Annotated in this window: 27 protein-coding genes; 6 read left to right on the top strand and 21 right to left on the bottom strand. The window is 67.1% G+C overall.

The features are described 5' to 3' along the window. Nucleotides 1–26: 26 nt before the first annotated feature. Complete coding sequence (locus JS531_RS04110; RefSeq protein WP_214313065.1) at nucleotides 27–1,289, bottom strand: HipA family kinase; 1,263 nt, start codon at nucleotides 1,287–1,289, stop codon at nucleotides 27–29. 145 nt (nucleotides 1,290–1,434) lie between these two features. Beyond that, entirely contained in the window at nucleotides 1,435–2,529 is a 1,095-nt protein-coding gene (gene ychF / locus JS531_RS04105) for a redox-regulated ATPase YchF (RefSeq protein ID WP_214313058.1), read from the bottom strand. 571 nt (nucleotides 2,530–3,100) lie between these two features. Here ychF and JS531_RS04100 point away from each other — a divergent pair. The 5 genes from JS531_RS04100 (at nucleotide 3,101) to JS531_RS04080 (ending at nucleotide 6,704) form a co-directional block, all read left to right on the top strand. Further along, on the top strand, nucleotides 3,101–3,763 hold the full coding sequence (locus JS531_RS04100) for an amino acid ABC transporter permease (protein WP_214313056.1): 663 nt from the start codon (nucleotides 3,101–3,103) through the stop codon (nucleotides 3,761–3,763). Next, complete coding sequence (locus JS531_RS04095) at nucleotides 3,756–4,466, top strand: amino acid ABC transporter permease (protein ID WP_217625634.1); 711 nt, start codon at nucleotides 3,756–3,758, stop codon at nucleotides 4,464–4,466. Before JS531_RS04100 ends, JS531_RS04095 begins: the two co-directional genes overlap by 8 nt. Beyond that, nucleotides 4,459–5,280: an amino acid ABC transporter ATP-binding protein gene (locus tag JS531_RS04090; protein WP_276313140.1), complete on the top strand. Its 822-nt coding sequence runs from the start codon at nucleotides 4,459–4,461 to the stop codon at nucleotides 5,278–5,280. The genes JS531_RS04095 and JS531_RS04090 overlap by 8 nt, the downstream gene beginning before the upstream one ends. An 86-nt stretch (nucleotides 5,281–5,366) precedes the next feature. Then, on the top strand, nucleotides 5,367–6,221 hold the full coding sequence (locus JS531_RS04085; RefSeq protein ID WP_214313051.1) for a transporter substrate-binding domain-containing protein: 855 nt from the start codon (nucleotides 5,367–5,369) through the stop codon (nucleotides 6,219–6,221). Between the two features lie 309 nt (nucleotides 6,222–6,530). After that, entirely contained in the window at nucleotides 6,531–6,704 is a 174-nt protein-coding gene (locus JS531_RS04080; RefSeq protein WP_214313049.1) for a hypothetical protein, read from the top strand. 34 nt (nucleotides 6,705–6,738) lie between these two features. Here JS531_RS04080 and tsaD read toward each other — a convergent pair whose 3' ends face one another. The 5 genes from tsaD to holA form a co-directional block, all read right to left on the bottom strand. After that, the gene (tsaD, locus tag JS531_RS04075; protein WP_214313047.1) at nucleotides 6,739–7,782 is read right to left on the bottom strand and encodes a tRNA (adenosine(37)-N6)-threonylcarbamoyltransferase complex transferase subunit TsaD; all 1,044 of its coding nucleotides are present in this window, start codon (nucleotides 7,780–7,782) and stop codon (nucleotides 6,739–6,741) included. After that, nucleotides 7,779–8,381 (bottom strand): GNAT family N-acetyltransferase, encoded by a 603-nt coding sequence (locus JS531_RS04070; RefSeq protein ID WP_214313045.1) that lies wholly within the window; start codon nucleotides 8,379–8,381, stop codon nucleotides 7,779–7,781. The genes tsaD and JS531_RS04070 overlap by 4 nt, the downstream gene beginning before the upstream one ends. Continuing rightward, nucleotides 8,381–9,178: a tRNA (adenosine(37)-N6)-threonylcarbamoyltransferase complex dimerization subunit type 1 TsaB gene (tsaB, locus tag JS531_RS04065; RefSeq protein WP_214313044.1), complete on the bottom strand. Its 798-nt coding sequence runs from the start codon at nucleotides 9,176–9,178 to the stop codon at nucleotides 8,381–8,383. The genes JS531_RS04070 and tsaB overlap by 1 nt, the downstream gene beginning before the upstream one ends. Nucleotides 9,179–9,269: 91 nt before the next feature. Further along, nucleotides 9,270–9,860, bottom strand: a complete 591-nt coding sequence (gene tsaE / locus JS531_RS04060) for a tRNA (adenosine(37)-N6)-threonylcarbamoyltransferase complex ATPase subunit type 1 TsaE (RefSeq protein WP_214313042.1) — start codon at nucleotides 9,858–9,860, stop codon at nucleotides 9,270–9,272. Further along, nucleotides 9,857–10,825 carry a DNA polymerase III subunit delta gene (holA, locus tag JS531_RS04055; RefSeq protein WP_214313021.1) on the bottom strand — a complete coding sequence of 323 codons (969 nt, stop codon included), beginning with the start codon at nucleotides 10,823–10,825 and terminating at the stop codon, nucleotides 9,857–9,859. The genes tsaE and holA overlap by 4 nt, the downstream gene beginning before the upstream one ends. A gap of 99 nt (nucleotides 10,826–10,924) precedes the next feature. On the opposite strand from holA, the gene JS531_RS04050 reads away from it, so the two are divergent. After that, the gene (locus JS531_RS04050) at nucleotides 10,925–11,176 is read left to right on the top strand and encodes a DUF6725 family protein (RefSeq protein ID WP_214313019.1); all 252 of its coding nucleotides are present in this window, start codon (nucleotides 10,925–10,927) and stop codon (nucleotides 11,174–11,176) included. Between the two features lie 36 nt (nucleotides 11,177–11,212). Here the strand turns inward: JS531_RS04050 and JS531_RS04045 are convergent, their stop codons facing one another. The 14 genes from JS531_RS04045 to rplT form a co-directional block, all read right to left on the bottom strand. Further along, on the bottom strand, nucleotides 11,213–12,325 hold the full coding sequence (locus tag JS531_RS04045) for a prephenate dehydrogenase/arogenate dehydrogenase family protein (RefSeq protein ID WP_214313017.1): 1,113 nt from the start codon (nucleotides 12,323–12,325) through the stop codon (nucleotides 11,213–11,215). Nucleotides 12,326–12,342: 17 nt separating this feature from the next. Continuing rightward, nucleotides 12,343–13,371: a prephenate dehydratase domain-containing protein gene (locus JS531_RS04040; RefSeq protein ID WP_214313010.1), complete on the bottom strand. Its 1,029-nt coding sequence runs from the start codon at nucleotides 13,369–13,371 to the stop codon at nucleotides 12,343–12,345. A gap of 93 nt (nucleotides 13,372–13,464) precedes the next feature. Continuing rightward, nucleotides 13,465–13,920: an alcohol dehydrogenase gene (locus JS531_RS04035; RefSeq protein ID WP_214313009.1), complete on the bottom strand. Its 456-nt coding sequence runs from the start codon at nucleotides 13,918–13,920 to the stop codon at nucleotides 13,465–13,467. A gap of 98 nt (nucleotides 13,921–14,018) precedes the next feature. Beyond that, nucleotides 14,019–15,959: a translational GTPase TypA gene (gene typA / locus JS531_RS04030; RefSeq protein WP_214313008.1), complete on the bottom strand. Its 1,941-nt coding sequence runs from the start codon at nucleotides 15,957–15,959 to the stop codon at nucleotides 14,019–14,021. A 166-nt stretch (nucleotides 15,960–16,125) separates the two neighbouring features. Next, on the bottom strand, nucleotides 16,126–17,322 hold the full coding sequence (locus JS531_RS04025; RefSeq protein ID WP_214313007.1) for a cysteine desulfurase family protein: 1,197 nt from the start codon (nucleotides 17,320–17,322) through the stop codon (nucleotides 16,126–16,128). After that, entirely contained in the window at nucleotides 17,319–18,233 is a 915-nt protein-coding gene (gene nadC / locus JS531_RS04020; protein WP_214313006.1) for a carboxylating nicotinate-nucleotide diphosphorylase, read from the bottom strand. The genes JS531_RS04025 and nadC overlap by 4 nt, the downstream gene beginning before the upstream one ends. Nucleotides 18,234–18,256: 23 nt before the next feature. Further along, nucleotides 18,257–19,906, bottom strand: a complete 1,650-nt coding sequence (locus JS531_RS04015; protein ID WP_214313005.1) for an FAD-dependent oxidoreductase — start codon at nucleotides 19,904–19,906, stop codon at nucleotides 18,257–18,259. A 24-nt stretch (nucleotides 19,907–19,930) separates the two neighbouring features. Then, nucleotides 19,931–21,211, bottom strand: a complete 1,281-nt coding sequence (nadA, locus tag JS531_RS04010) for a quinolinate synthase NadA (RefSeq protein WP_214313004.1) — start codon at nucleotides 21,209–21,211, stop codon at nucleotides 19,931–19,933. A 79-nt stretch (nucleotides 21,212–21,290) separates the two neighbouring features. Then, nucleotides 21,291–22,118, bottom strand: a complete 828-nt coding sequence (locus tag JS531_RS04005; protein ID WP_214313003.1) for an NUDIX domain-containing protein — start codon at nucleotides 22,116–22,118, stop codon at nucleotides 21,291–21,293. 209 nt (nucleotides 22,119–22,327) lie between these two features. Then, nucleotides 22,328–22,939, bottom strand: coding sequence for an SMC-Scp complex subunit ScpB (gene scpB, locus JS531_RS04000; RefSeq protein WP_214313000.1), 612 nt, complete (start codon nucleotides 22,937–22,939; stop codon nucleotides 22,328–22,330). Beyond that, complete coding sequence (locus JS531_RS03995; protein ID WP_346427758.1) at nucleotides 22,936–23,784, bottom strand: ScpA family protein; 849 nt, start codon at nucleotides 23,782–23,784, stop codon at nucleotides 22,936–22,938. The genes scpB and JS531_RS03995 overlap by 4 nt, the downstream gene beginning before the upstream one ends. Continuing rightward, nucleotides 23,781–24,620: an AAA family ATPase gene (locus tag JS531_RS03990; protein WP_214312998.1), complete on the bottom strand. Its 840-nt coding sequence runs from the start codon at nucleotides 24,618–24,620 to the stop codon at nucleotides 23,781–23,783. Before JS531_RS03990 ends, JS531_RS03995 begins: the two co-directional genes overlap by 4 nt. Nucleotides 24,621–24,683: 63 nt before the next feature. Further along, on the bottom strand, nucleotides 24,684–25,643 hold the full coding sequence (xerD, locus tag JS531_RS03985; protein ID WP_214312989.1) for a site-specific tyrosine recombinase XerD: 960 nt from the start codon (nucleotides 25,641–25,643) through the stop codon (nucleotides 24,684–24,686). A 92-nt stretch (nucleotides 25,644–25,735) separates the two neighbouring features. Beyond that, nucleotides 25,736–26,119 (bottom strand): 50S ribosomal protein L20, encoded by a 384-nt coding sequence (gene rplT, locus JS531_RS03980; RefSeq protein ID WP_214312987.1) that lies wholly within the window; start codon nucleotides 26,117–26,119, stop codon nucleotides 25,736–25,738. Between the last annotated feature and the right edge of the window lie 44 nt (nucleotides 26,120–26,163).

The raw sequence follows: 26,163 nt of genomic DNA, 5'->3' as shown, positions 1-26,163 counted from the left end.
ACGTTGGGGAGATTGAACTCGTCCGATTATCCCTTCTCAAGCAGTCTGTCGTTGAGAATCACGGGCGCGTTCTTGACCGCGGGCTGCAGTGCGTCGAGCTGCGCGGCGAGCTTCGCCTCGTCCACCACGGGGATGTCGAGCAGCGTGCGGGCCGTGGCGTGCAGATAGTCGTTCAATGCCTCGATGCGGCCGTCCTCAAGCGGATACGTCGGATCGTTCTCCAACGTGACGTCCAATGCCTTGCGCAGCATCTCATGCTGCGCGACTCCCATGATGGCCGCACACTGGTCTCGGAACGTCATGCGCGAATTCGACGGCTGACGTTCCTCCAGTACCTTCGGCGTCCACGCACCATGCTCCCAATCGGCACGCATGTCGTTCTTGAACAACGACATGTTGTGATCGAACAGGGGTGCCGGGCCGAGGATGCGTCCGGTATGGTTGTCACGTAGGAACCCGTGGTTGTTGGCATGACGATCCTGGTTGACGATGAGCGCATCGAAGACGAGCATCGTACGCATCGCCTCGAACGATGGTTCCGACACGGCACGGGCGGCCGCGAGAATCTCCGGGAACGATGCGAGCTGCGTGGCCGCGTAGAACGGCACGAACGACACGTCCTTTGTGTTCATCGACGGACACACCGACGCCAGCTTGCCCTTCCAGCGAGCAATGCGATATTCGACCGCGTTCACACCGAGCTTTCGCGCCAGCTGCGAGGCGAGATATTCGGAATACGGCTCCAAGCCTGCATTCGCGTAACCTTCGGAACCGGCTTTCCATAGTTCCAGCCCGTTGCCCGTGTGCCGCCATGCCTTCGGGAACTGCCCGTCCGTCGTCCACTCGCTCGACAAACCGATCGCATGCTTCTCGCTCGACGTGTAGCCTGTGTACGCCACGATGGCAAGCGTCTCATCCAACGGATTATCGTACAGATTGATGTCCGCGAACCTGAGATTCTCGTCGTCCCGTTCGACCCAGAACGAGTCATTGACCGACAGCCCCTTGCACAGGTCGATGATGCCGAGTGTATCCGCGATGTTCAGTCCGGCCTGTGCGAGGATCTGAGCCGCGAACTCACGGTTCTTTGGGATGGTGCGCCGCTCCAGCCAAGCGGTGAGCTTCACATCATCCGGCTCCGGAGCCAACGGGAACGGCAGCAGCACCCGCTTCGACTCGTCGAACCAGCGAATACGGGCCTCGACCTTGCCGGCCAACAGTCCCTCGCCATATGAGGCATCGAACTGGAGCAGCGGAACATCATACAGACGCAGCACATAACCGGTCATATCCCCGCTCCTCCGATCAGATGCCCAATGCACCGTGTCCATCACGATGACTCTATACGACAACAACTGAATACAGTATAGCCGAGGGCCTTGGAATCACTGGGATTCCAAGACCCTCGGCATTACGCGGCAATCGCGGGTGCGATCACTTGCTCACGTTAAATTTGAACTCGACGATGTCGCCGTCCTGCATCACGTAGTCACGGCCCTCCTGACGGAGCTTGCCTTCCTCCTTGATGGTGGTCATCGAGCCGTCGGCGGCGACGAAGTCGTCGTAGGAGACGATGTCGGCCTTGATGAAGCCCTTCTCGAAGTCGGTGTGGATGACGCCGGCGGCCTGCGGGGCGGTCCAACCCTTATGGATCTGCCAGGCGCGCACCTCCTTGACGCCCGCGGTGAGGAACGTCTGGAGGCCGAGGATGTCGAAGCCCACACGTGCCAGCTGGTCGAGACCGGACTCCTTGAGGCCCGCGTCCTCGAGCATCTCGCGGGCGTCGGCCTCGTCTAGCTCGGTCAGGTCGGCCTCGAACTGGGCGTTGAGGAACACGGCCGGGGCCGGGGCCACGGAGGCGGCGAGTTCCTTCTTCAGATCGTCGTTCTGCAGTTCGTTGTCGTCCACGTTGAACACGTAAATGAACGGCTTGGCGGTCATGAGGTGCAGGTCGTAGACGGAGTCCTTGTCGAAACGGCCCTCGCGCGCGGCCTTGTCGAGCGTCTCACCGTTCTCGAGGATCTTCTGCGCCTCCTTGACGGCGTCGAAGTACTCCTTCTCGATCTTCTTGCCACGCAGGTCCTTCTCGAGCTTCGGCAGCGCGTTCTCGATGGTCTGCATGTCGGCGAGGATGAGCTCTGTGTTGATGGTGTCGATGTCGTCGGCCGGGTCGATCTTGCCGTTTACGTGCACGATGTCGTCGTCCTTGAACGCGCGCACGACCTCGCAGATCGCGTCGGCCTCGCGGATGTTCGCCAGGAACTTGTTGCCGAGGCCCTCGCCTTCGGAGGCGCCCTTGACGATGCCGGCGATGTCGACGAACGTCACGGTGGCGGGCACGACCTTCTCGGTGTGCACCAGCTTGGCGAGCACCGGCAGGCGGTCGTCCGGCAGCGGCACGATGCCGGTGTTCGGTTCGATGGTGGCGAACGGGTAGTTCTCCGCCAGGACGTTGTTGCGGGTGAGCGCGTTGAACATGGTGGACTTGCCGACGTTCGGCAGTCCGACGATTCCGATAGTTAGAGACATGGCTTCCAGTCTAAGGGCGAAAGCGACAATCGGCCACACGGCGTCCCTACGTCATCCTCTCCGAGCCATCCGACCGGCGTCACCTCGGAAACCACCGACATGTCCATATCCGCCATGCCTTGTGCTTCGGACTATCCGATAGCAGGGTATAAGCGACGCTCATAACGTACGTACCGCACGGTCCCCCACCGTCGTACGTCATCGCCCTCGACGTGCCGTGCGGAACGCTTGCGCCAGTTGGGTTCCGACGCCCTACGACGTCCCGCATCCCTCTTCGTTTCCTCCGATGTCCGAGACCGTGACCGCCGTCGGATGCCCGTCCGCCGGTTCGCTGCCGACTCCGAGCCCTTCGTCCGAACGTTATCCTTGTGGCTAGCAAGGCAGATGCGCCGCGGGTCCGCGGCCGTCGCCGTCCCGGTCCGCGGCTCACGCGCGAGGGCCAGCAAGCCGGGACGCGGACCGGGAGAACGCCCAGGCCATGCCACCGGAGAACATCGCGCAAGGGAATCCGATAGAGAGAAACAACGATGATCATGTTCGCATCGACGCCCGTATGGAGAGGAGGGGTAAGGTGAGCTGGACCATCATCCAGTCGGCGCTGCCGTTGTTCGAAAAGGCGTTCGTCCTGACCCTGCGGCTGTCCGCCATCAGCGTCGCGCTGGCCACCATATTCGGTTTGGTTCTGGCGTTGCTGCGCGAGTACCGTGTGCCGGTGCTGCGTGAGGTCAGCACCGTCTTTCAGGAGCTGTTCCGCAACACCCCGCTGCTCATCCAGCTGTTCTTCCTGTACTACGGCCTGCCGTCCATCGGCGTGAAGTGGAGCGCCCAGACGTGCGCGATCGTGGGTATGGCCGTGTTCGGAGCCGCGTACATGTGCGGCGCGTTCGAAGGCGGCTTCAGCGGCATTCCTCGCGTGCAGAACGAATCGGCGCGCGCGCTGGGACTGTCGCCGCTGCAGATGATCCGCCATGTCACGCTGCCACAGGGCCTGACGCGCAGCGTCCCGGCGTTCGCCGCGAACGTGATCTTCATGGTCAAGGAGACGTCCGTGTTCACGGTCATCGCGGTGCCCGAGCTCACGAACACGGCCCGCGACCTCATCGGCATGTACTACCGCAGCGACGAATACCTGCTCATGCTGGTGGTCGCGTACGCGATCATCCTGATTCCGCTGTCCGTGCTGCTGACCTTGTTGGAAAGGAGGGTGCGTCGTGGTACTTTCGGCGATGACTGATCCCGCATCCGTCACGCTCGCCTCAGGCGCGAGCGTCATCGTCACCGGCGACAACCTCATGAGGTTGCTGTCCGGTCTGGGCACGTCCGTCACGGTGGCGGGCCTGGCCCTGCTGTTCGGCATCCCGCTGGGCGTCGTGCTCGGCGCGCTGCGCATCCTGCCGAACCCGGTGCTGCGCGCCGTGCTGCGTCTGTACCTCGAGTTCTTCCGCATCGTGCCCACGCTGGTGCTGCTGTTCCTCTCGTACTACATCCTGCCGCGCGAGCTCGGCGTCCAGGTGGACGGCGTGACCGTCGCGGTGGTCGCGTTCGGCCTGTGGGTGTCGGCCGAGATCAGCGACGTGGTGCGCGGCGCTCTGATCTCCGTCTCCGACCATCAAATCGACGCCGGCAAGGCGCTCGGCATGAGCGGCCTACAGGTCCTGTGGTACGTGCGCATCCCCCAATCGGTGAACCTCATGGTCCCCGCCGTCATCAATCTGGCGGCGCGCGTCATCATGACGACGTCCCTGCTGCTGCTCATCAGCGTCATCGACGTCGTCACCGTCGGCCAGCAAATCATGGAGGCGAACCGCATGACCCATCCGGACGCCGCGTTCTGGGTGTACGGGTTCATCTTCTTCCTGTATTTCATCATCTGCTGGCCTCTGGCGATGATCGCCAAGGCACTCGAACAACGAGCCAAGGAGCGTAACAATGGCTGAAACCATCGGATCCAGCGATACGGCCGCCGCCGTCACCGACCGTACAGACGCGGCACCGCACGACGGCGAGATCCTGCTGTCGGTCCGGCACCTGCGCAAATCCTACGGGGACCATGAGGTGCTCAAGGACGTGAGCTTCGATGTGAGGCGTGGGCAGGTGCTCGTCCTGCTCGGTCCCTCCGGCTCCGGCAAGTCCACGCTCATCCGCTGCCTCAACGGCCTGGAGACCATCCAGGGCGGCGAAATCCGTTTCAAGGGCCAGGTGATTCCGAACAACAGCGAGAAGACGTGGCGTCGCCTGCGCACCCAGATCGGCATGGTGTTCCAAAGCTACGACCTGTTCCCGAACCTCACGGTCGCGAAGAACATCGAACTCGGCCCCACCAAGGTGCAGAAACGTCCGAAGGCGGAGGTCGACGAGCAGATGGACCGTCTGCTGGCCGACGTGCAGCTGAGCGAATACCGGGACGCGTACCCGCGTGAACTGTCCGGCGGACAGAAGCAACGCATCGCCATCGTGCGCGCGCTCGCCATGAACCCCGAGCTCATGCTGTTCGACGAGGTCACCGCCTCGCTCGACCCGGAGATGGTGCGCGAGGTGCTGGAGCTCATGCTCCGGCTGGCCAAGCGCCATATGACGATGATCGTCGTCACGCACGAGATGGAGTTCGCCCGCCGTGTGGCCGACACCGTCATGTTCCTGGAGAACGGGGTGATCCTCGAACGCCAGTCCGGCAACGAGTTCTTCACCCATCCGTCCACGGACCGCGCCAAGGCGTTCCTGGACAGCATGTCGCCCGTGGGCGACGAATGACCCGGCGGTGGGGTCCATCCCGCCACCGCTACGACCTGTATTCCGAAACAACCAACAAACCAACCGACATGAGAGAGGAAACCATCATGTTCAATCTGAAGAAGATCGCCGCCGGCGCGCTCGCCGCGGTCACACTGCTGTCCGTGGCGGCCTGCGGCAACGGCCCCGACCCGGCCGCGGGCGGCGCATCCGTCTCCGGCCAGCAGGGCCAGACCGTCGAGGAGATTAAGAAGGCGGGCACCATCCGCATCGCGACGTTCGGCGACCTGCCGCCCTACGGCTACGTGAAGAACGACGGCACGCGCGCCGGCTACGACGTGGCGCTCGGCAACCAGATCGCCAAGGACCTGGGCGTCAAGGTCGACTGGGTGCAGGTCAACGCGGACGGCCGCGTCGACTCCCTGAAGTCCGACAAGGTCGACCTCGTGCTCGCGAACTTCACCGTGACGGACGAGCGCAAGCAGGTCGTCGACTTCGCCGAACCGTACATGAAGGTGTCCATCGGCGTCGTCTCCCCGGACAGCGCGAAGATCACCAGCGCCGATGAGCTCAAGGGCAAGGACCTCGCGGTGACGAAGGGCACCACCGCCGAAACCTACTTCACCCAGAACTACCCGGACGTGAACCTGCAGAAGTTCGATTCCAAGACCCAGCAGTTCCAGGCGTTCAAAGACGGCCGCGTCGCCGCCCTGGCCGACGACAACACGTACCTGTACGCGTGGGCGAAGGACAACCCGGGCTACACCGTGGGCATCAAGACGCTCGGCGACGAATCCACCATCGCGCCGGCCGTGAAGAAGGGCAACAAGAGCCTGCTCGACTGGACGAACAAGGAGATCAAGTCGCTGACCGCCGACGGCTTCTTCGAGAAGGCCTACGAGAGCGAACTCGCTCCGAGCTTCACCTCCGACATCAAGCCCGAGGATGTCATCATCAAGTGACCGTGCGTCCGCGGCCCGGACGCCGCGGACATCGGACGTGCGCGACCTCGTCGCCATATGGGTTGGCCCTCCGGTTCCGGAAGGAATCGGAGGGCCAACCCATATGCGTCGTTCCGGCATGCGCGGGACGGAGCCGGAACGACGGCGGAACGACGTGGGACACGCGACGCCCCGCCGTGTCCCACGGTCCACCCGGGTTCCTATGCTGCCCACTGTCGTAACGCCGGCGCGTCGCCGCGCACGACGCTGCCATCGGGAACAGGAGGAGTGTGATCGGCAAGGAGGCCGGGAACCATGGACGTGAGAATCATGAGGATAGAACGCGGTGTATTCGCGGTGCTGCACGACGGCGTGGGCGCTGGGACCGTGCGCAGAAAGCTGGTGGGGATGCGGCGCATGTGGCTGGCCGACGGCGCCAACGGCGCGCAGGGCGTGTTCCCCTCGAAGAAGGTCGCCGCCGCCTGGCTGGCGGAACGGGGCTGACGCAACCGTCTCCTTCCAGCCTCCGTCGAATCCGCTACATCGACACCTTGGTCAGAGGCATGGCCGAATCGATGGCGAAGTCGGGGGCGCTGGGGGCGACGCCCGCCTCCACAAGGTTCACGCCGAGCATGGCCACCATCGCACCGTTGTCGGTGCACAACTTCAATTCCGGGATGCGTACCTCCACGCCGTTCGACCGTCCGAATTCAAGCAGTTTGGCGCGCAGCTGCGAGTTCGCGGAGAAACCGCCACCCACGATGAGCGTGTCGGAATCGTATTGACGGCAGCCGCGCATCGCTTTCTTCGCAAGCACGGTGGCCACCGAATCAGCGAGCGACGCGCACACGTCGTCCACGGGAATCTCGCGCCCCGCGGCCTGCTCCCCTTCCACCCAGCGGGCGACGGCGGTCTTGACGCCGGAGAAGCTGAAGTCATACGGGTGCTTCGCGCCGGCCTGCCCCTGCGTGAGGCCCTGCGGCACCTTGATGGCATGCGGGTCGCCGTGCTGTGCGTGACGGTCGATGTGCGGCCCGCCGGGATAGGGGAATCCGAGCAGACGGGCGACCTTGTCGAAGCACTCCCCCGCCGCGTCGTCGAGCGTCGTGCCGGCCACGTCGATATGGCGTGCCACATCCTCGACGTGCAGCAGCGACGTGTGGCCGCCGGAGACGATGAGCGCCAACGTGTCCTTGGGGAACGGACCGAACTGCAGCTGGGTGACGGCAATGTGGCCAATCACATGGTTGATGCCGTACAGCGGTTTGCCAGACGCCCATGCGAGCGCCTTCGCGCCGGAGACGCCGACGGCGAGGCACCCGGCGAGTCCCGGACCGGCGGACACGGCGATCGCGTCCACGTCGGCGAGCGTCATGTCCGCGTCGGCGAGCGCCTTGGACACGCAGGGGACGAACGCCTCGGCGTGTGCGCGCGAGGCGATTTCGGGGATGACGCCGCCGTAGCGCGCGTGTTCCTCCATGGAGGAGGCGACCACGTTGGATACGAGCGTGCGTCCGCGCACGATGGCGGCGGCGGTCTCGTCGCAGGTCGATTCGATGCCGAGTACGATCGGTTCGCTCATTTCGTCTCCTCGTTGCTTGTGGGTTCGTCGTCCGTGTGATGCGTGTGCGGCTGTGCGTCGTTCGTCGTATTGTCGCCGGCGCTTTGGAATCCGACGATGTGTGGTTCGAGGTCTAGGACCATGACGTATGCGTCGATGCCTTCGGGCTGGTAGTAGCGTTTGCGCAGTCCTATGCGTTCGAAGCCGAAGCGCTTGTACAGTGCGATGGCGGGTTCGTTGTCGACGCTGACTTCGAGCAGCATACGTCGTGCGCCCTGTTTGTGCGCGCGTTCAATCAGCCAGGTCATCATACCGGCTGCGATGCCTTGCCTTTGGTGGGCTTTGCCGACGCCGACGTCCATGATTTCGGCGTCGTCGCCGTCGTACCAGTAGCCGGCGAATCCGCGTATGGCCGAGGCCGGCACCGTGATCGGCACTGTCGGGCCTTCATCCGTCATGATGTCGGGTTCTATGTCGAACACGTAGGTGCGTGCGGGGGCGTCGAGCTCCTGCCGTATCGACGTCTCGCTCCATGCGTGGTTGCCGAAGAGCTCGACCTCCAGCGCACGTACGGCGGCGACGGCGATCCCGCGGTCGAGGTCGTCCAGTGCGACGAGCATCAGTCCTTCCTCCCTGCGCCTTCATGGCCGAGCACATGCTTGAGCGGTGCAGGCACCTCGGCGTCCGGTCGGCGCAGATACAGCGGTTCGACGGGCGCCTGTGGGTCGTGCGCGTGTGCGATCGTCGCGTCTGCCGCGAAGATGTCGAGGCCCTGCCGCCCTTGGTCGAGCACGGACTCGTCGGTCATGTCACCGAGATGTTCAATGCCGCGCAGCGCGTCGGCGTATTTGGTTGCGCCGTGGCCGACGACGTCGATGACGATCTCGCCTTCGACCGTCGTCGCGTATTCGCGTACGGCGGCGTTCACGCGATCGGCAATCGACGCCGGATAGTCGATGTCCATGTCGATGAGCGTGCGCGTCATGGTTGCGTCGCCGTCGAGCGGGCTTGCGTACAGCGCGAAGTACAGCTGCTTGCGGCGGGCGTCGTTCACGGCGAGCGTGAGCACGTGGCTCGTCTTCGGGTCGCCGAGCGTGCCGGACTTGCTTCGCCGGATGAGGTTCCACTGCGCCTGCGGCGCGAGCACGTCGTGGCCGATGAGTTCGGCGCCGGTGGCGAAGGCGAGCGCTTTGGCGGCGACGATGCCGGCTCTGAGTCCGGTGAACGGCGCTGGTCCGGTGCCGACGATCACCGTGTCGATGTCCTGCGGCGTGTATCCGGCGTCCTTGACCGCACGCGCGATGTTCACCTGCAATCGTTCGACGTGGGTGCGCGAATCGGTTTCGACGATCGGCTCGTGTCCTGTGACGCCCACGGTGGAACCGTATGACGTGTCGATCACCAATACGCAGCCCATGTGTGCATCCTCCCGACGTCTGCCCGTTGCCTCCGGACGTGTTTCCTCCGGCCTGTAGAGAGTGTACACCGCGGACGGCGGCGGCGTCCGGTCAGAGCGTGAAGCCGTTCCAGCGTGCGCCGACGGGCACGAGGGTGACGATGCGCGTGCCGTCGCCGGTGAGTTCGCCGCCGGCGTCCATGGCGCCGGCATCGGCATCGTCGAGCGGACGCGCGATATGGATCTCGAGGCGTTCGGGCGCGAGGGCGGCGGCCATCTGTTCGCCCCATTCCATGAGCACGACGGTGTCGTCACTGGTGTCTTCGAGCTCCTCGTCAAGCCCCAAGGATTCGAGTTCGTCGAGGAGACGGTTGACGGCCGCCTGTCCGGGCGCGTAGTCGGCGCCGCCGAGACGGTACGCGTCGACGTGCACGAGATGCGCCGGGCTGCCGTCGGCGAACCGTCCGTCGAGTTCGCGGGCGATGGTGAACGTGGGCGAGACGATCGGCTCGCCGATGCCGAGTCCTTCACCGAATCCCTGCGCGAGCGTCGTCTTGCCTGCGCCCAGCGGCCCGGACAGGAGCAATACGTCGCCGCCGCGCACGCGTTTCGCGATGCGGCGTCCCAGCGCGCGCATGTCGTCTCCCGTGGGCGCTTCGACGACGATCCGTCCGTCCGTTTCGTTCGCTTCCGTTCCGCTCATGCCCGTCCTTTCGTCGCGATGGTTTCGATGCTGCGTTCCAGCGCGTACATGGGGTCTCCCCCGTTGGTCTTGCATTCCTCGTCCGCCCATGCGAGGGTCCTGATGCAGGTGGCCATGCCGGTGGACGTCCATCCGCCGAGTTTCACGTATTTGCGCGCCCATGGGGACATGCCGAGTTCGGCCGCGCTGATGGTCCCGGCGTTGAACGCGGACACTTTGGCCACGCTCCGCAGTTTCATGGCGAGCGCGCCGATGAGCGCGATGGGTTCGATGCCCTGTTCCACGGCGGAGCGCATCATGACGATGGCGTCGGCGGTGCGTCCGGCCATGGCGGCGTCGGCGACGGCGAAGCCGTCGACCTGCGGGTTGGCGGTGAGGTATTGGTTTACGCGGTCGAGGCCGATGGGGTCGTCGTCGAAGTCGAAGCACAGTTGGCGGCACATGGCGTTGAGTTCGCCGGTGCGTTCGCCGAGCACGTCGACGAGCTGTTGGGCGGCGAGTGGTTCGATGCGCCGATGCTGTTCCTCGAACCATCGGTAGACCATGTTGAGTTTGGCCTCGGGTTTCTTCAGGTCGGGCACGTCCTCCTTGCGCGCCCCGGCCTTGACGAGCCGTTCGACGAGCCGTTTGCCTTTGTTGCCGCCTTCGTGCCGGCAGATGACGATGCCCGTGGGGTTGGGGTCTGATGAGGCGTGTGCGCAGTAGTCGACGATGGCGTCGCCGAGTTTCTCGTCGGCGGATTGCAGGTTGTCCACGCGTACGACGGACGCGTCGGCGAGCAGGGAGGGGCTGACGGCCTCGTCGAACGCGTACCGGTCGGCCGTGGCCGCGTCCAGTTCGATGAATTCGGCGTCGGGACGTTTCCTGAGCGCCTTGTCGCACCATTCGCGCACGGTTCGCCCGTTGAGGTACGTGTCGCCTCCGAACACCACGCGGACCGCCGCGTTTCCTGTCTGTCTCGCCATGTCCTCCATCACCCCACATCCGGTGGACATCGGCGGTTCCGTTCGCCGCTCGGGTACAGTTGGTGCCATATGGGCATCATGGTTCCAAGGGAGGTCATCATGTCGTTGCCGAAGGAGATTCCGGCCGGGGCGCGCATCGTGGTGCGCGTCATCGAGGGCGTCGATCCGAAGGACGGGAGGACGAAGTTCCGTGATTTCGTGGGTCACGTGCTGTCCTGGGACGGCCGCACGTTGGAACTGTCGCGTGATGCCGCGGCGAATGGTTCACGTCCCCAGCAGCGGGTGAGCATCGACGCGGACACGATCGCCACGTTGAAGCCCGTGCCGGAGCGTCCTCGCGTGCGCCCGTAGCTTCCCGCCGGCGGCCGTTCCCCCACGCCGCCGGGTTCAGAGCGCGGACCGCAGTTGGACCCGCATGCGTCCCGCATCGCCGATCGCGACGATGTGCTCGCCGCGACGCGCCGACGCGAGCAGATCGGCCTGCCAACGGTCCCGGCCGGTGCGGATGTCACGCTCCTCGTATCGGGCGGCCATGCCGTCACCGACGGCCCTCTGCCGCGCCTTGTAGTTGCGGAACGGCTGACCTTCGGCGAAGAAGCCGCCCATCGCGCGACGCGCTGCCGCGTCGGCGCCGTCTTCCCCGTTGTCTGTTCCCGCGCGTTCGTCGCGCAGCAGGTCGGCGACGGCGGTCAGCCGCGCGGCCATGTGCCGCAGCAGCGCCTCGACGTTCTCGGCGTCCTCCTCGACCATCGCGCGCGTGCGGTCGGGGTCGGTCAGGGCCACGCGTGTCATGTCGCGCCAGCTGCCCGCGGCGAGCGCGGCGGCGACGTTGCGGTTCGAATCGCCGGTCAGTTCGTTGATGAGCGCGGTGGCGACGACGTGCGGCATATGGCTGATCATCGCGGCGGCCTTGTCGTGCGTGTCGTCGTCGAGGACGATGAGCCGGTCGCCGACGCCGTCGACGATGAGCCGTGCGACGGTGAGGAACCGCCCATAGTCGGTGGCGTCGGTCACGGTGACGGCCCACAGGGCGTCGTCGTAGAGGCGTGGGTCGGCGGCGGTCCAGCCGGACAGCTCGTTGCCGGCCATCGGGTGCGCGCCGACGTAGCGGTCGGACAGGCCGGCTGCCTCGACCTGGGCCCGCACCATGCCCTTGACGCTGCCCACGTCGGTGAGGGTGACGCCGGGCGCCGCGTCGAGCAGCGGCTTGAGCTCCCCGAGGACGGCGGGCATGGCCTTGAGCGGGTTGCATAGGACGATGACGTCCGGCGCGGCGTCGACGAGCGCGGCGAGCGTCGTCACGCAGCGGATGCCGTCCTTCTCGGCTTCGGCGTACGGGTGGGGCCGGTGGTTCCATGCGACGACGTCCACGCCGCGTTCGACGAGACGTCGGGCGAGCGAGCCGCCGATGAGCCCCATGCCGACGACGCCGACGAGACGAGGTCTCGTTCCCGCCGTCGAAGTCGATCCCGTGTCCGTCATGTCGTCTCCGTTCCTCATGTCCTTCGCGCCGGCGTCTACCACAGCAGTTCCCTTCCGACCTTGTTCGTATGCTCCCAGTCGGGTTCGATGCGCATCGCGTCGAGATGGACGCCGCCTTCCGGCAGCCGCCACGCCTCGACCGGGGGGCTGGGCCGGTCGCGTCGCGGGTAGACGGCGAGCGTCTTGAGCCAGATGCCATGTGTGGCGAAGGTTTCGAGCAGGGTGCGGAAGCGCGGCTCCCACGGGGCGGCGTCGAGCGTCGCGATGAAGCTGTAGGTGCCGTCGGTGCCTTTGATGGGCCGGGACATGAAGCTGGTCATGTTGAGACCGGCGTCACGCATCACGTCGAGCATGTTGGCCAGGACGCCGGGGCCGGTGATGAGCGGAATCAGCGTGATGATCGTCTCGAATTCGCCGATGGCATCCTCGCGGAACCGGCGGGACAGGTCGCGTACCTCATCACGTCGGGCGAGGACGAGGAATTCGGTGTGGGCGCCGTCGAAGTCCTGCACGCGTTCGGCGAGCGTGTCGAGCCCGTACAGTTCGCCGCAGATGTGCGGGCCGAACGCGATGCGCCCGGGCTTCAGGTCACGACAGGCGGCGGCGTTGGACGAGGCGGGCACGGCCCTGAGCCCGTGGTCGGCGATGAAGCGTCTGCATTGGGCGAGACCATGGGGATGAGCGGAGACGACAACGGGGTCGTCGCCGGAACGGTGCAGAGGGTCGTCGCCGGCGACGGCGAACGCGTCGAACGTCACGTCGACTCGGACGCGTGCGAACCCGGCGATGTCGGTCGCATCGATCAGGGCGTCGAGGTTCGGCACCACGTAGCCTTCGACGTTGTTCTCCCAGGCGATGACGCCCCAGCCGCGCCCCGACTGGACGGCGTCCATGATGGAGGGGACGTCGGGCAGGGCGACGAGGTCGAACCCGTCGGCGACAGCCGCGTCACCGGCGTCAGCTCCCCCGCCGACGGCCGGGCGCAACCGGTCCGCGGCCTCCATCGCCGCCTGATGGGTGAACGTGCCTTCCGGCCCGAGATAGAACAGTTCCCTGCATGTCATACCGCACCACTGTACCGGCATCCGCACGACGCCGCCGGTGACGCCGCCCGGATATGGACGGGAGGCCCTGTCCGCGGACGAGGTACGGCGGACTCATTCGGCCTTGCGCGGCGGAATGACGAACCAGCGCGACGGCAGGGCGAGCATGACGACCTGCACGACGATCACGCCATACAGCCATATGTAGCCGGCATGCTGGCTGAAGAACGGCATCGGCGTGGAGAACCCCGCCACGACGAGCGCGTCGTCGCCGGCGCCTCCCACCGCCAGCCCCCATGCCGTGATGGAGGAGACGATGAGGTGAAGGGCGAGTCCGGTGACGCCCTGCCGCGCGCGGGCGCAGAACGTCGACAGGCCGATGATGAGGAACGCCAGCGCCAGCCCGTAGGGGATGTCGGCGGAGGCGCCCATGCGGTGCGCGAGAGTGCCGAAGAACGCCGCGCCGGCGCCGGCCGCCAACGTGACGAGCGTACGGCCCACGGGGCCGAACCGGTGCGACCAGGGGGCGGACGGGTCCCGGCGCGGGCTGGGGGCGTGCTGTGTGGTCATACGGGCCACTGTACACCGTCCCTAGATACGCGAGGGAGCCCTCCGCATCCGCGGAAGACTCCCTCTATCGCTATCCACCTTTTGGGCCAGGTTCAGGCTCACTTGCCCTGGGCGGCGGCCTGGGCCGCGTTCTGGCGGCGCTGCTTGGCGCGCCACTTGTACCAATCCTCGCGACCGAGGATGATCTTGCGCACGCGGATGGACTCCGGGGTGACCTCGACGCACTCGTCCTCGTTCGCGAAGTCGAGGGACTCCTCGAGGCTCATCTTGATCGGCGGGGTGAGGGTCTCGAGCACGTCGGCGGTGGAGGAGCGCATGTTGGTCATGTGCTTGGCCAGCGTGATGTTGACGTCGAGCTCGTCCGGCTTGTTGTTGACGCCGACGACCTGGCCCTCGTAGACCGGGGACTGCGGTTCGACGAAGAAGTTGCCGCGGGCCTGCAGACGCTGCATGGCGTACGGGGTGGCCACGCCGGCGCGGTCGGAGACCATGGAGCCGTTCTGGCGGGTCACGATCTGGCCGGCCCACGGGGCGTAGCCGGCGGAGATGGAGGAGGCGATGCCGGTGCCGCGGGTGGCGGACAGCAGCGCGGTACGGAAGCCGATGAGGCCGCGGGACGGCACGGTGAACTGCAGGCGCACCCAGCCGGAACCGTGGTTGGACATGGAGTCCATGCGGCCCTTGCGGTCGGCGAGCAGCTGGGTGACGGTGCCCATGTACTCTTCGGGCACGTCGATGGTGGTGTTCTCCATCGGCTCGTTGACCACGCCGTCGATCTTCTTGGTGACGACCTGCGGGCGGCCGACGGTCAGCTCGTAGCCCTCGCGGCGCATCTCCTCGGCGAGGACGGCCAGCGCCAGCTCGCCGCGGCCCTGCACCTCCCAGGCGTCCGGACGGTCGGTGGGCAGCACCTTGATGGACACGTTGCCGATGAGCTCGCGGTCGAGACGGTCCTTGATCATGCGGGCGGTGAGCTTGTGGTCCTTGCCCTCGCGGCCGGCCAGCGGGGAGTCGTTGACGCCGAAGGTCATGGAGATGGCCGGGTCGTCGACGTGGATGAGCGGCAGCGGCTTGGGGTCGTTCGGGTCGACGATGGTCTCGCCGATCATGATGTCGTTGACGCCGGCGACCGCCACGATGTCGCCGGGGCCGGCGGAGGCCACGGGCTGGCGTTCGAGGCCCTGGGTGCGCAGCAGCTCGGCCACGCGGAAGTTCTCGATGGAGCCATCGACACGGCTCAGGCCGTAGGTCTTGCCCTTCTCCAGGGTGCCGTTGTAGATGCGGACCAGGCCGAGACGGCCGAGGAAGTCGGAGGAGTCGATGTTGGCGACGTGCGCCTGCAGCGGGGCGCCCTCCTCATACTCCGGGGCGGGGATGTACTTGATGATGTCCTCGAACAGGGGCTCGAGATTGTCGTTGTCCGGCAGGGCGCCGTCCGCCGGCTGGTTGGCGGACGCGTAGCCGGCCTTGGCGGCGCAGTAGATGACCGGCAGGTCGAGCAGCTGGTCGAGGTCGAGGTCGATGCCCTCCTCGGCGACGTCCTGGGCGAGGCCGAGCAGCAGGTCGGTGGATTCGGAGACGACCTCCTCGATGCGCGCGTCCGGACGGTCGACCTTGTTCACGCACAGGATGACCGGGAGCTTGGCCTCGAGGGCCTTGCGCAGCACGAAACGGGTCTGCGGCAGCGGGCCTTCGGAGGCGTCGACGAGCAGCACGACGCCGTCGACCATGGAGATGCCGCGCTCGACCTCGCCGCCGAAGTCGGCGTGGCCGGGGGTGTCGATGATGTTGAGGGTGATGCCCTCCGGGTGGCCGTACTTGGCGGCCAACGGGCCGGTGTACTCCACGGCTGTGTTCTTGGCGAGGATGGTGATGCCCTTCTCGCGCTCGAGATCGTTGGAATCCATCACTCGGTCCGGCACCTCCTCGCGTTCGTTGAACACGTGGGACTGCTGGAGCATCGCGTTCACCAGCGTGGTCTTGCCGTGGTCGACGTGAGCCACAATCGCCACATTACGGATATCACCGCGAACCGCCATCGAAACCTCTCTTAGATACTTGCCTGATAGTTTGTTGGTCGCCGTCGCGCGCCGGCCGTTCCGGCCGTGCGGCGTCGACGTTGCCTGCCTGGTACTTGATTCGGTTCTTCACCTGTCACTGACACAAACCGTCACGATGATACCCATACGGCCCGACCGTGCCGCGTCAGCCTCGGGTGAGGGCGGTGTAGGAGTCCTCGATGGCGAGGGAGATGCGTTCGATCTGCCCGCGGGTCAACGGTTCGCGGAAGGTCATGCGCAGGGCGGATTTGGCGACGGCCGGCTCGATTCCCATCGCAAGGAGCGTGGGCGGGATCTCATGGCGGCCGATCGCGCAGGCGGAGCCGGACGAGCAGGCGATGCCGCGCGCGTCGAGGTCGACGAGCAGCGCCTCGCCGGTGACGCCGGGGAACACGAACGAGACGTGTCCGGGAAGCCTGCGTTCCGGGTCGCCGGTGAGCTCCGCGCGCGGGACCACGCGCCGGACCGCGTCGATGAGCATGTCGCGCGAGGCGACCAGCTCACGGTAGTGCGCGGCCATGCGGGTGTTCGAACGCCGCAGGGCGATGGCGAGCGCGACGGCGCCGGCCACGTTCTGCGTGCCGGATCTGAGCCCCCGTTCCTGCCCGCCGCCGGAGAGGATCGGTTCGATGGGTACACGCCCGCGTACGAGCAGGGCGCCGAGTCCTTTGGGCGTGCCGAACTTGTGTCCGGAGACGGCGAGCGAGTCGATGTCCCAGTCGCGCATACGGATGGGGATGAGTCCTGCGGCCTGCACGGCGTCGACGTGGACCGGTACGTGGTGCGCGTGCGCGATCGCGACGATGCGTTCGACCGGTTCGACGGTGCCGACCTCGTTGTTGGCGAGCATCGTGGCGACGAGCGTGGTCCGCTCCCCCGCCTCGCTGTCGAGCGCGCGTTCGAGCGCGGCGAGGTCGAGATGCGCCTCACCGTCGACGGGGATGCGCACGACTTCGAAGCCGAGCCAGCGTGCGAGCCATTCGGCGGACCGCGTGACGGCCGGGTGTTCGATCGCCGAGATGATGATGCGCGGGGGCCGGGCGGCGTCGCCGCCCAGACCGAGACGCCGCATCCTCGCCATCGCGATGCCTTTGACGGCGAGGTTGTCGGATTCGGTGCCGCCGGAGGTGAAGATCACGTCGTCGGGTTTGGCGCCGAGGTCGGCGGCGAATGAGGCGCGGGCGGCGTCGAGCGCGCGGGCGGCGGTTTTGCCGGGCTGGTGGACGCTGGCCGGGTTCGCGTATGCGTCGGTCAGGAACGGGAGCATCGCGTCGATGACGTCCCGGCTGACCGGTTCGGTGGCGGCCGCGTCCAGATACAGTGTCTCGTTGTCGTCGGTCATGGACGTTCCTCCAGCCAGTCCAGTCCGAGGTCGATGGAGCGTACGGAGTGGGTGAGGGCGCCCACGGAGATGACGTCGACGCCGGTGGCGGCGACGGCGGCCACGCGTTCGAGACTCATGTTGCCGCTGGCTTCGACGATGGCGCGGCCGTCGATGAGTTCGACGCCGCGGCGTGTGTCGGCGAGCGTGAAGTTGTCGAGCATGATGGTGTCGGAGCCGCCTTCGACCACGGCGGGGATCTGGTCGAGCGAGTCGACTTCGACCTCGATGTGCGTGGTGTGTCCGACCTGTTCGCGCACGTGGCTGATCGCGCCGGCGAGGTCGATGCCGCGCGCGGCGAGTGCGGCGAGATGGTTGTCTTTCATCATGACAGCGTCGGACAGGCCGTAGCGGTGGTTGTGGCCGCCGCCGCAGACGACCGCGTATTTCTCGAACGGGCGCAGTCCCGGCGTGGTCTTGCGCGTGTCGGCGATGCGCGTGCGTGCGTAGCGGCGGGGGCGCACGACCGGGCCGTGCTCCCTCTCGTACCCGTCCGCGTAGATGGCGTTCACCGCTTTGACGAACGAGGCGGTCATCGTGGCGATGCCGCTCATGCGCTGGGTGAAGTTGAGGGCGACGCGTTCGGCGGTCAGCAGGTCCCTGACGGGCCCCGATACGGTGGCGAGCATCTGCCCTGCGTGGAAGCGTTCGCCGTCGGCGATGGCGGGCGCGGTCTCGATGCGTGGGTTCTGCGCCCGGAAGGCGGCGGCGAACACGTCGAGGCCGCTCATGACGCCGTCCTCGCGGGCGGTGAGCGCGGCCGAGCCGGTTTCGTCCGCCGGGATGGTGGTCTCGCAGGTCACGTCGCCGTAGGGCGCGTCCTCGGCGAGCGCCGCCTCGACGGCGGTGCGGATGATGTGCTGGGTGAGCATGGATGGTCTCCTCGTGTTCCGGTTCAGGCCCTGACGTAGGCGACGGAGTGCGCCCATTCGTCGCGGGGTTCCGGATGGTCGGTGCGTGCGTGGGCGCCGCGCGATTCGGTGCGGGCGAGCGCGGCCACGGCGGCGATGCGTCCGACGGTGAGCATGTCGCGGTTCTCCAGCGCGGTGACGTCGTCCGCGGTCCCGGCCTCTTCGACGGCGGCGTTCGTCGCGGCGAGTCCCTGCGTCAGCGCGTCGATGGCGTGCATGAGCCCGTCCGCGTCGCGCAGGACGCCGACGCCGTCCCACATCGTGTGCTGGATGCGTGTGCGGTCCCATACGCGGTCACCGCCGCGGTCCGGCGCGCCCGTCGGAACCGGGCCGGCAGGGTCGGTCAGTCGGATCGGGGCCGCGTCGTAGGCCGCACCGGTCGCGGAGTTGAGGAACGGTTCGGGCGACCACACCGTGTCGGCCGTGTCCTTGACGGCGGCGAGTCCCGCGCGGCGGCCGTAGACGAGTCCTTCGAGCAGCGAGTTGGAGGCGAGGCGGTTGGAGCCCATGACGCCGGTGCGGGCGCATTCGCCGGCGGCGTAGAGGCCGGGGATGGAGGTCCGGGCGTCGAGGTCGGTGCGGATGCCGCCCATGAAGTAGTGCGCGGCGGGCGCGACGGGGATCGGCTCACGGCTCCAGTCGAAGCCGAGGGAGCGCGTGTAGGCGTCGATGGTCGGGAACCGGTGTCTGAGGAACGCGGCGAGGTCGGGGTTCTCCTTCCGCATCGGGGAGACGTCGAGCATGACGGGTCGGCCGTTCTGGCGCTGCATGACGCGGAAGTTCTCTCGAGCGACGACGTCGCGAGGGGCGAGTTCGGCGCGCGGGTCCACGTCTTTCATGTAGCGGCGCCCGTGTTCGTCGAGCAGGACGGCGCCCTCGCCGCGCACGGCTTCGGAGACGAGGAAGTGTTCGCCGACGGCCATCGCGGTGGGATGGAACTGGTAGAACTCGAGGTCGGCGACCTGGGCGCCGGCGCGCCATGCGGCGGCGAGCCCGTCGGCGGTGGCGACGGCCGGGTTGGTGGTGTACGGGTACATGCGTCCCGCGCCGCCGGTGGCGAGGATGACGCGGCCCGCGGTCAGCGTCTCCGGCCGGGCCCCATGCGCGTCATCGTCGTCGATCAGGAGCCCGACGCCGGCGATGCGGCCGTCCTTGACGACGAGGTCCTTGAGGAAGGCGTGCTCGACGATGTGAATCAACGGGTTGGCGCGCACCATCGCGGACACGTCGAGTTCCAGTATCCTGCCGGTGGCGTCGCCGCCTGCGTGGACGACGCGTGCGCGCGAGTGCGCGGCTTCGAGACCGCGCAGCATGTGTCCTTCGGCGTCGCGGTCGAACCGGACGCCGAGCGCGGCGAATTCGCGCACGCGGTCGGCGCCCTCGCGTGTGAGGATGCCGACGGCCTTCGGATCGCACAGGCCGTGTCCGGCGGCGATGGTGTCGGCGGCGTGCAGTTTCGGGTCGTCGTCGGCGAAGATGGCCGCGGCGATGCCTCCCTGCGCGTGGTAGGTGTTCGATTCGACCAGTTCGGATTTGGTGACCAGCGTGACGTCGTGTCCTGTGCCGGCCACGGCGAGTGCGGCGGACAGGCCGGCCACGCCGGCGCCGATGACGATGATGTCGCTATCGCTCATTGCTTCTCCCCTGATACGGAAGCGTCACGGATGGACGCGGAGCATGCGCTCCAGCGCGATCTTGGCCTCGCGGGCGGTGTCCTCGGCGACGGTGATGCGGTTGACGATATTGCCCTGTTCGAGGTTCTCCAGCGCCCAGGCGAGGTAGGCGGGGTGGATGCGGTACATGGTGGAGCAGGGGCAGACGACCGGGTCGAGGCAGAACACGGTCTTGTCCGGGTATTGGGCGGCGAGGCGGTTGACGAGGTTGATCTCGGTGCCCACGGCGATGGCGGAGCCGGCCGGCGCGTTGGCGATCTCCTTGACGATGTATGCGGTGGAGCCGGTGCCGTCTGCCGCGTCGACGACCTGCATCGAGCATTCGGGGTGGACGATGACCTTGACGCCCGGGTACGCCTTGCGCGCGCGTTCGATCTGCTCGACGGTGAAGCGCTGGTGCACGGAGCAGAAGCCCTTCCACAGGATCATCCTGGCGTTCGCGTAGTCGGCGGGGTCGTCGGCGCCGCCCATCGCCTTGAACGGATCCCACAGCGGCATCTGGCTCAGCGGGATGCCCATGGCGCGCGCGGTGTTGCGCCCCAGATGCTGGTCGGGGAAGAACAAGACGCGGCGGCCTCGTGCGAACGCCCATTCGAGCACGGCGTGCGCGTTGGAGGAGGTGCACACGATGCCGCCGTGGCGCCCGCAGAAGGCCTTCAGGGCGGCGGAGGAGTTCATGTAGGTGACGGGGACGATCGGCTGGAGGCCGTCGGAGCCTGGCTTGGTCCCGCAGATCGCGCCGAGCTGCTCCCACGCATCCTCGACCTGGTCGATGTCGGCCATGTCGGCCATCGAGCATCCGGCGGACAGGTTCGGCAAGGTCACGGTCTGTTCCGGGGTGGAGAGGATGTCCGCGGTCTCGGCCATGAAGTGGACGCCGCAGAAGACGATGTGGTCGGCGTCGGGGCGTTCGGTCGCGTTCTTGGCGAGCTGGAAGGAGTCGCCCACGAAGTCGGCGTGCCTGATGATCTCGTCGCGCTGGTAGAAGTGGCCGAGGATGAGGAGCTTGGAGCCGAGGCGGCGCTTGGCGTCGGCGATGCGCTGCTGGAGCTCCTCTTCGGAGGCGTTGCGGTATTCGTCGGGCAGGACCTGCTGGCGCGGCGCGCCCACGGGCAGACGGTCGAGCATCGAGGCGCCGGGGCCGTAGCTGGGCTTGGTGGTGTCGAAATGCCACGGGTCGAGGGTGAGGCCCGCGTCGCAGGTGCTTTGCGCGCCGAGCCGGGCGATGATCTCGTCGACGGACGGCGCGGTGAAGGTTGAGGACATGTTCGTTCCTTTCGTGCATGTCCCGTTCCGTGCGGTGGAACGGGACGGTTGGCTTGTGTCGGCGTGTGTCGGCGTACGGTCAGCGTGCGAGCGCCGACAGGGCGTCGGCGTCCTCGCGCGCGTCCGGACGACGCCCATGCGGCCCGTCGCGTCCCGCATCCGGCGTTGGTTCCGACGCCCACTGCGCGGGGTTCCACAGGTCGCGCCGTTCCCCGTCGGCGGGTCCGGCCGGCGGTGAGACGTACCGGTAGACGGCCGCCGGCCGGTGTCGTCCGACGCGCTGCTTGGCGCCGGTGTCCTCGAGTTCCCCGGAGGCGAGCATCCGCCGCCGGAAGTTCGCGAGGTCGATGGATTCTCCGGTGATGGCCTCGTACACGTCGTGGAGTTGGCCCAGCGTGAAGGTCTCGCCGACGAGGCGCACGGCCACGTCCGGGTATTCGATCTTGTTTCTGAGGCGCCACAGCGCGTAGTCGATGATGCGGCGGTGGTCGAAGGCGAGTTCGGGCAGCTCGTCTTCGGGGAACCATCGGACGTTGTCGGCTTCGACGAGGTCCTTCGTCTCGGCCTGGCCGACGAGCGCCCAGTAGACGATGGACACCATCGGCAGTCCCCCGCGGGAGCGGTCGGGGCCGCCGAACGTGTACAGCTGCTCCAGATAGCGCGGATGCAGGGACGTGGTCGATTCGAGCGCCGCGTAGGCGGAGCGTTCGAGCGTGCGGTCGGCCGCGAGACCGCCGCCGGGCAGCGCCCACATCCCCAGATACGGTTGGCGCACGCGTCTGACCAGCGGCAGCCACAGCCGTCCGCGCCCCGATTCGTCCCGATCGGGCGCGAGCGCGAGGATGACGACGGAGATGCCGACCTGCGGCGGTGCGAGACGCCGTTCGGAGACGTTGCCGATGCCCATCCGGACCTCTTTTCCCTGCATGTGACCTTGGGTCGCGGCCCATGGCCTGTCATCGGGAAAGAAGCTTAACACCATTTATGGTCATAATGACCATAAATGGAAACGCCTGGAATTCCAAGGATTCCGACGGCATGATATACGAACGCTCCGTCGGGGCCGCGCATGTGCAGCCCCGACGGAGCGGAACACGGAACGACGAAGGGGGATCGTCAGACGCCGTCGCCGATCACCTCACCGACGTCGGGGAGGAACGGCGCCAACGACGGCAGCTGGCCGAGGGAATCGAGACCCATGTATTCGAGGAAGGCGTCGGTGGTGACCAGCAGCGCGGCGCGCGTCTCGGGATCCGTGCCGTCCTCGCGCACCAGGCCACGCACCGTGAGCGAGCGGATCACGCCGTCGGAGTTGACGCCGCGGACCGCCGCCACCCGCGCGCGCGTCACCGGCTGCCGGTAGGCGATCACCGCCAGCGCCTCGAGCGCCGCCTGGCTGAGTCTCGCGGCCTGTCCGTCGGTGACGAACGCGCGGACCACCGGCTCGTATTCGGCGCGGCTTGCGAACCGCCACCCGCGTACGCCGCGCCGCAGCTCGAACCCTCTGCGGGACACCTCGTAGGAGTCGGCGAGACGCTCCAACGCCTCCTCCACCAACGGCTCGCCCACACCGAGCACCCGCGCCAGCTCGCCGGTCTGCAGCGGCCGGTCGGCCACCATGAGCACCGCCTCGAGGCACGACTTCAGCCCGCCCGGGAAATCCTCCACGGCGAGATTCCCGGCGGCGGACGCCGTGGCGTTCTCCGTACGTCCCCGTCCATCGATCATGCGAAATCCCCCTCCTCTAGGTCCATGCCGGCGTCGCCGCCGGCACCCGGCATCCACCGCAGGTGCAGCGGGCGATACGGCCCGTCCTGCCTGAACTGCAGCGTTCCCTGCTTGAAGAACATGAGCACGGCCAGGAACCGCGCCACCACCTCGGCCCGATCCGAAGCGTCGGAGATGAGCTCGGCGAACGTAAGGGAGCCGCCGTCGCCCGCGCCGCGCAGACGGTCGCGCACCAGACGCGCCTGCGCCCTGAGGTCCACCAACGGCACGTGGAGCTGATGGACGCTCACCTCGGATGCCGGGGCATCCGCGAACACGCGCGCCGCGAGCATCGCCAGATCGGCGGGGTCCGTCGTCCACACCAAATCGGGCAGCATGGCCGACACGGCGTCATCCATGATCCCGGGATGCGCGAAGCTGCCGCCGTTCGCGGCGAGACGCGCGCGGAAATCGGCGGCGACGTTCTTGTACGCGCGGTATTGCAGCAGTCTGGCGAACAGCAGATCACGCTCGCGCAACGCCTCCATGCCGCTCACGTCCCCGCCGTCCCCGGTCTCCTCCGCGGGCAGCAGGGCGGCGCTCTTCGCCTCGACCAGCACGGCGGCGACGTCGAGGAACGCGCTCGCCTCGTCCATGTCGGCCGCGAAGTCCAGCCCGCGGGCGTAGGCGAGGAACTCGTCGGTGACACGGCTCAACGCGATCTCGGTCAGTTCGAGGCGCCTGTCGGCAATCATGCCGAGCAGCACGTCGAACGGCCCCGCATAGACGTCCAGATCCACAGAGAACCCAGGGGACGCTGGCGCGCCCGCCGTCGCGTCCTCCCCCGGCACGCCGCCCCCGTTCAGGCGACCACCCCGTTGGCGATGAGCTCCCGAGCCACCTCTCGGTACTCCTTGCTGGTCTTGTGCTCCGGCGCGAAGATAGTGATGGGCGCCGCGGCCACGGTGGAGTCGGGCAGCTTGATGGAACGGGAGATGACCGTATGGAACACCTTGTCCTGGAACGCCTCGTAGATGCGCTGCATGACCTCCTCGCAGTGCAGGGTGCGCGTGAACATGGTCACCAGCACGCCGTACACCTTGAGGTCCGGGTTGATGCGGCTCTGGACCTTCTCGATGGACTGCATGAGCAGGGCCACGCCGCGCAGCGCGAAGAACTCGGCGGCCACGGGGATGATGACGCCGTCGGCGGCGGTCAGCGCGTTCACGGTGAGCAGGCCGAGGGACGGCTGGCAGTCGATGATGATCACGTCGTACTCGTCCTTGAGCGGACGAAGCACGCTGGCGAGGATCTGCTCGCGTCCCACCTCGGTGACGAGCTGCACCTCCGCGGCCGAAAGGTCGATGTTCGCGGGGATGATGTCGAGGTTCTCGAACTCGGTGTGGCGCACCACATCGTGCACGTCCATGCGCACGTCGAACAATGCGTCGTAGATGGTCCTCTCCACCGTGTTGGCGTTGATGCCGAGGCCCACGGTGGCGGCGCCCTGGGGGTCGAAGTCCACGATGAGGCACCGGCGTCCGTACTGGCTCAGCGCGCCGGCGATGGAGATGGAGCTCGTGGTCTTGCCCACGCCGCCTTTCTGGTTGCACATGGCGATGACCCTCGCGGGACCGTGCTGTCTCAACGGTTCCGGCGCCGGAAAGGTCTCATATTCGCGTCCAAGCATATCCGTAGGCATACTGTTCACCTTATCATCATCATCCGTGTCGGTCCTTGCTTCGGCCGTGGGCGTCCGCGGCCCTCATCTCGCCCTGGGATGCGAGTTGAGGTACGTCTCGATGAGCGTCTGCGGACTGACATGCGTGTAGATCTGCGTGGTGGTCACGCTGGCGTGGCCGAGCAGCTCCTGCACGGTGCGTACGTCCGCCCCTCCCTGGATGAGATGGGTGGCGAAGGAGTGCCGCAGCGTGTGCGGGTGGAGCGGTTTGCCGAGGTGGGCGCGCTCCCCCGCCCTCCGCACGATGTCCCACGCCGATTGGCGGGACAGCCGGCGGCCGCGCCTGTTGAGGAACACGGCCCGGCGTTCCGGCATGCGTGCCGTTGATCTCGCCTCGAGGACGTCCCTGCCACGCGTGAGATAGATGCGCATCGCCTTGCACGCGTACGAGCCGATGGGGACCAGACGCTGCTTGTCGCCTTTGCCGGTGAGCCTGGCCACATGGTCGTCGTCGAGGTCGAGGTCGGCGAGGTCGGCGCCGACGGCTTCGGAGACGCGGCATCCGGTGGCGTACATGAATTCGAGCAGCGCCCTGTCGCGTGCGAGCACGGCATCCTCGAACCCGTACCGTCCCTCCCCGTCCGGATCGGGCATGGGGGCGGCGTCGAGCAGACGGGACACCTCGTCCACGGTGAGTACGTCGGGCAGGGTCTGCGCGCCCTTGGGCGCCTTGATCCGCGCGGACGCGTCCCGGACCACCATGTGCCCCGCGAACGCGAAACGATGGTATTCGTGCACCGCGGCGAGACGGCGGGCCTTGGAACGGGCGCTCTCCCCCTGGGCGTCCATCCACGCGACGTACGCCTCGACGTCGGCCGGGGATACCTGCGCCGGATCGGTCATGCCCCGTCCGCGGAGCCATGCGACGTACCGGCGTATGTCCGCGGCGTACGCGGAGACGGTGGCCTTGGCGAGTCCACGCTCCACGTCGATGTGGGCGAGGAACCGTTCGGTGAGTCTGTCGAATGCGTCGGTGTCGGTCATGGTGTCCTACGGTAGGCGTCTCGGGCGAAAAAAGGGACCCGCGATGCGGGTCCCTGATGTCTCATACGTCTCGCCGCCTGAGCGGCGCGGCGTCACGCCTCGACGGGGGCGTTCACGTCCTCCGGGAGGGCGGCCTTGGCGGCCTCCACGATGGTCTTGAACGTGTCCGGATCGGAGACGGCGAGCTCGGCGAGGGCGCGGCGATCCAGCTCGATGCCGGCGAGGTGCAGGCCCTGGATGAAGCGGTTGTAGGTGATGCCCTCGGCGCGGACGGCGGCGTTGATGCGCTGGATCCACAGCTTGCGGAAGTCACCCTTGCGGGCCTTGCGGTCGCGGAAGTTGTAGTTGAAGGAGTGGAGCAGCTGCTCCTTGGCCTTGCGGTACAGGCGGGAGCGCTGGCCGCGGTAGCCGGAGGCCCTCTCGAGAACGACGCGACGCTTCTTGTGGGCGTTCACTGCGCGCTTGACACGTGCCATAATCTATTTCCTCAGCTTTCTGAAAGTCTTGTTTGCGGAACCGT

Origin of the sequence: Bifidobacterium sp. CP2 (assembly GCF_018555635.1) — a bacterium.
GTDB lineage: Bacteria > Actinomycetota > Actinomycetes > Actinomycetales > Bifidobacteriaceae > Bifidobacterium > Bifidobacterium saguinibicoloris.
The sequence above is the reverse complement of the archived record's forward strand: the minus strand, read 5'-3'. Positions and strand labels throughout refer to the sequence as shown.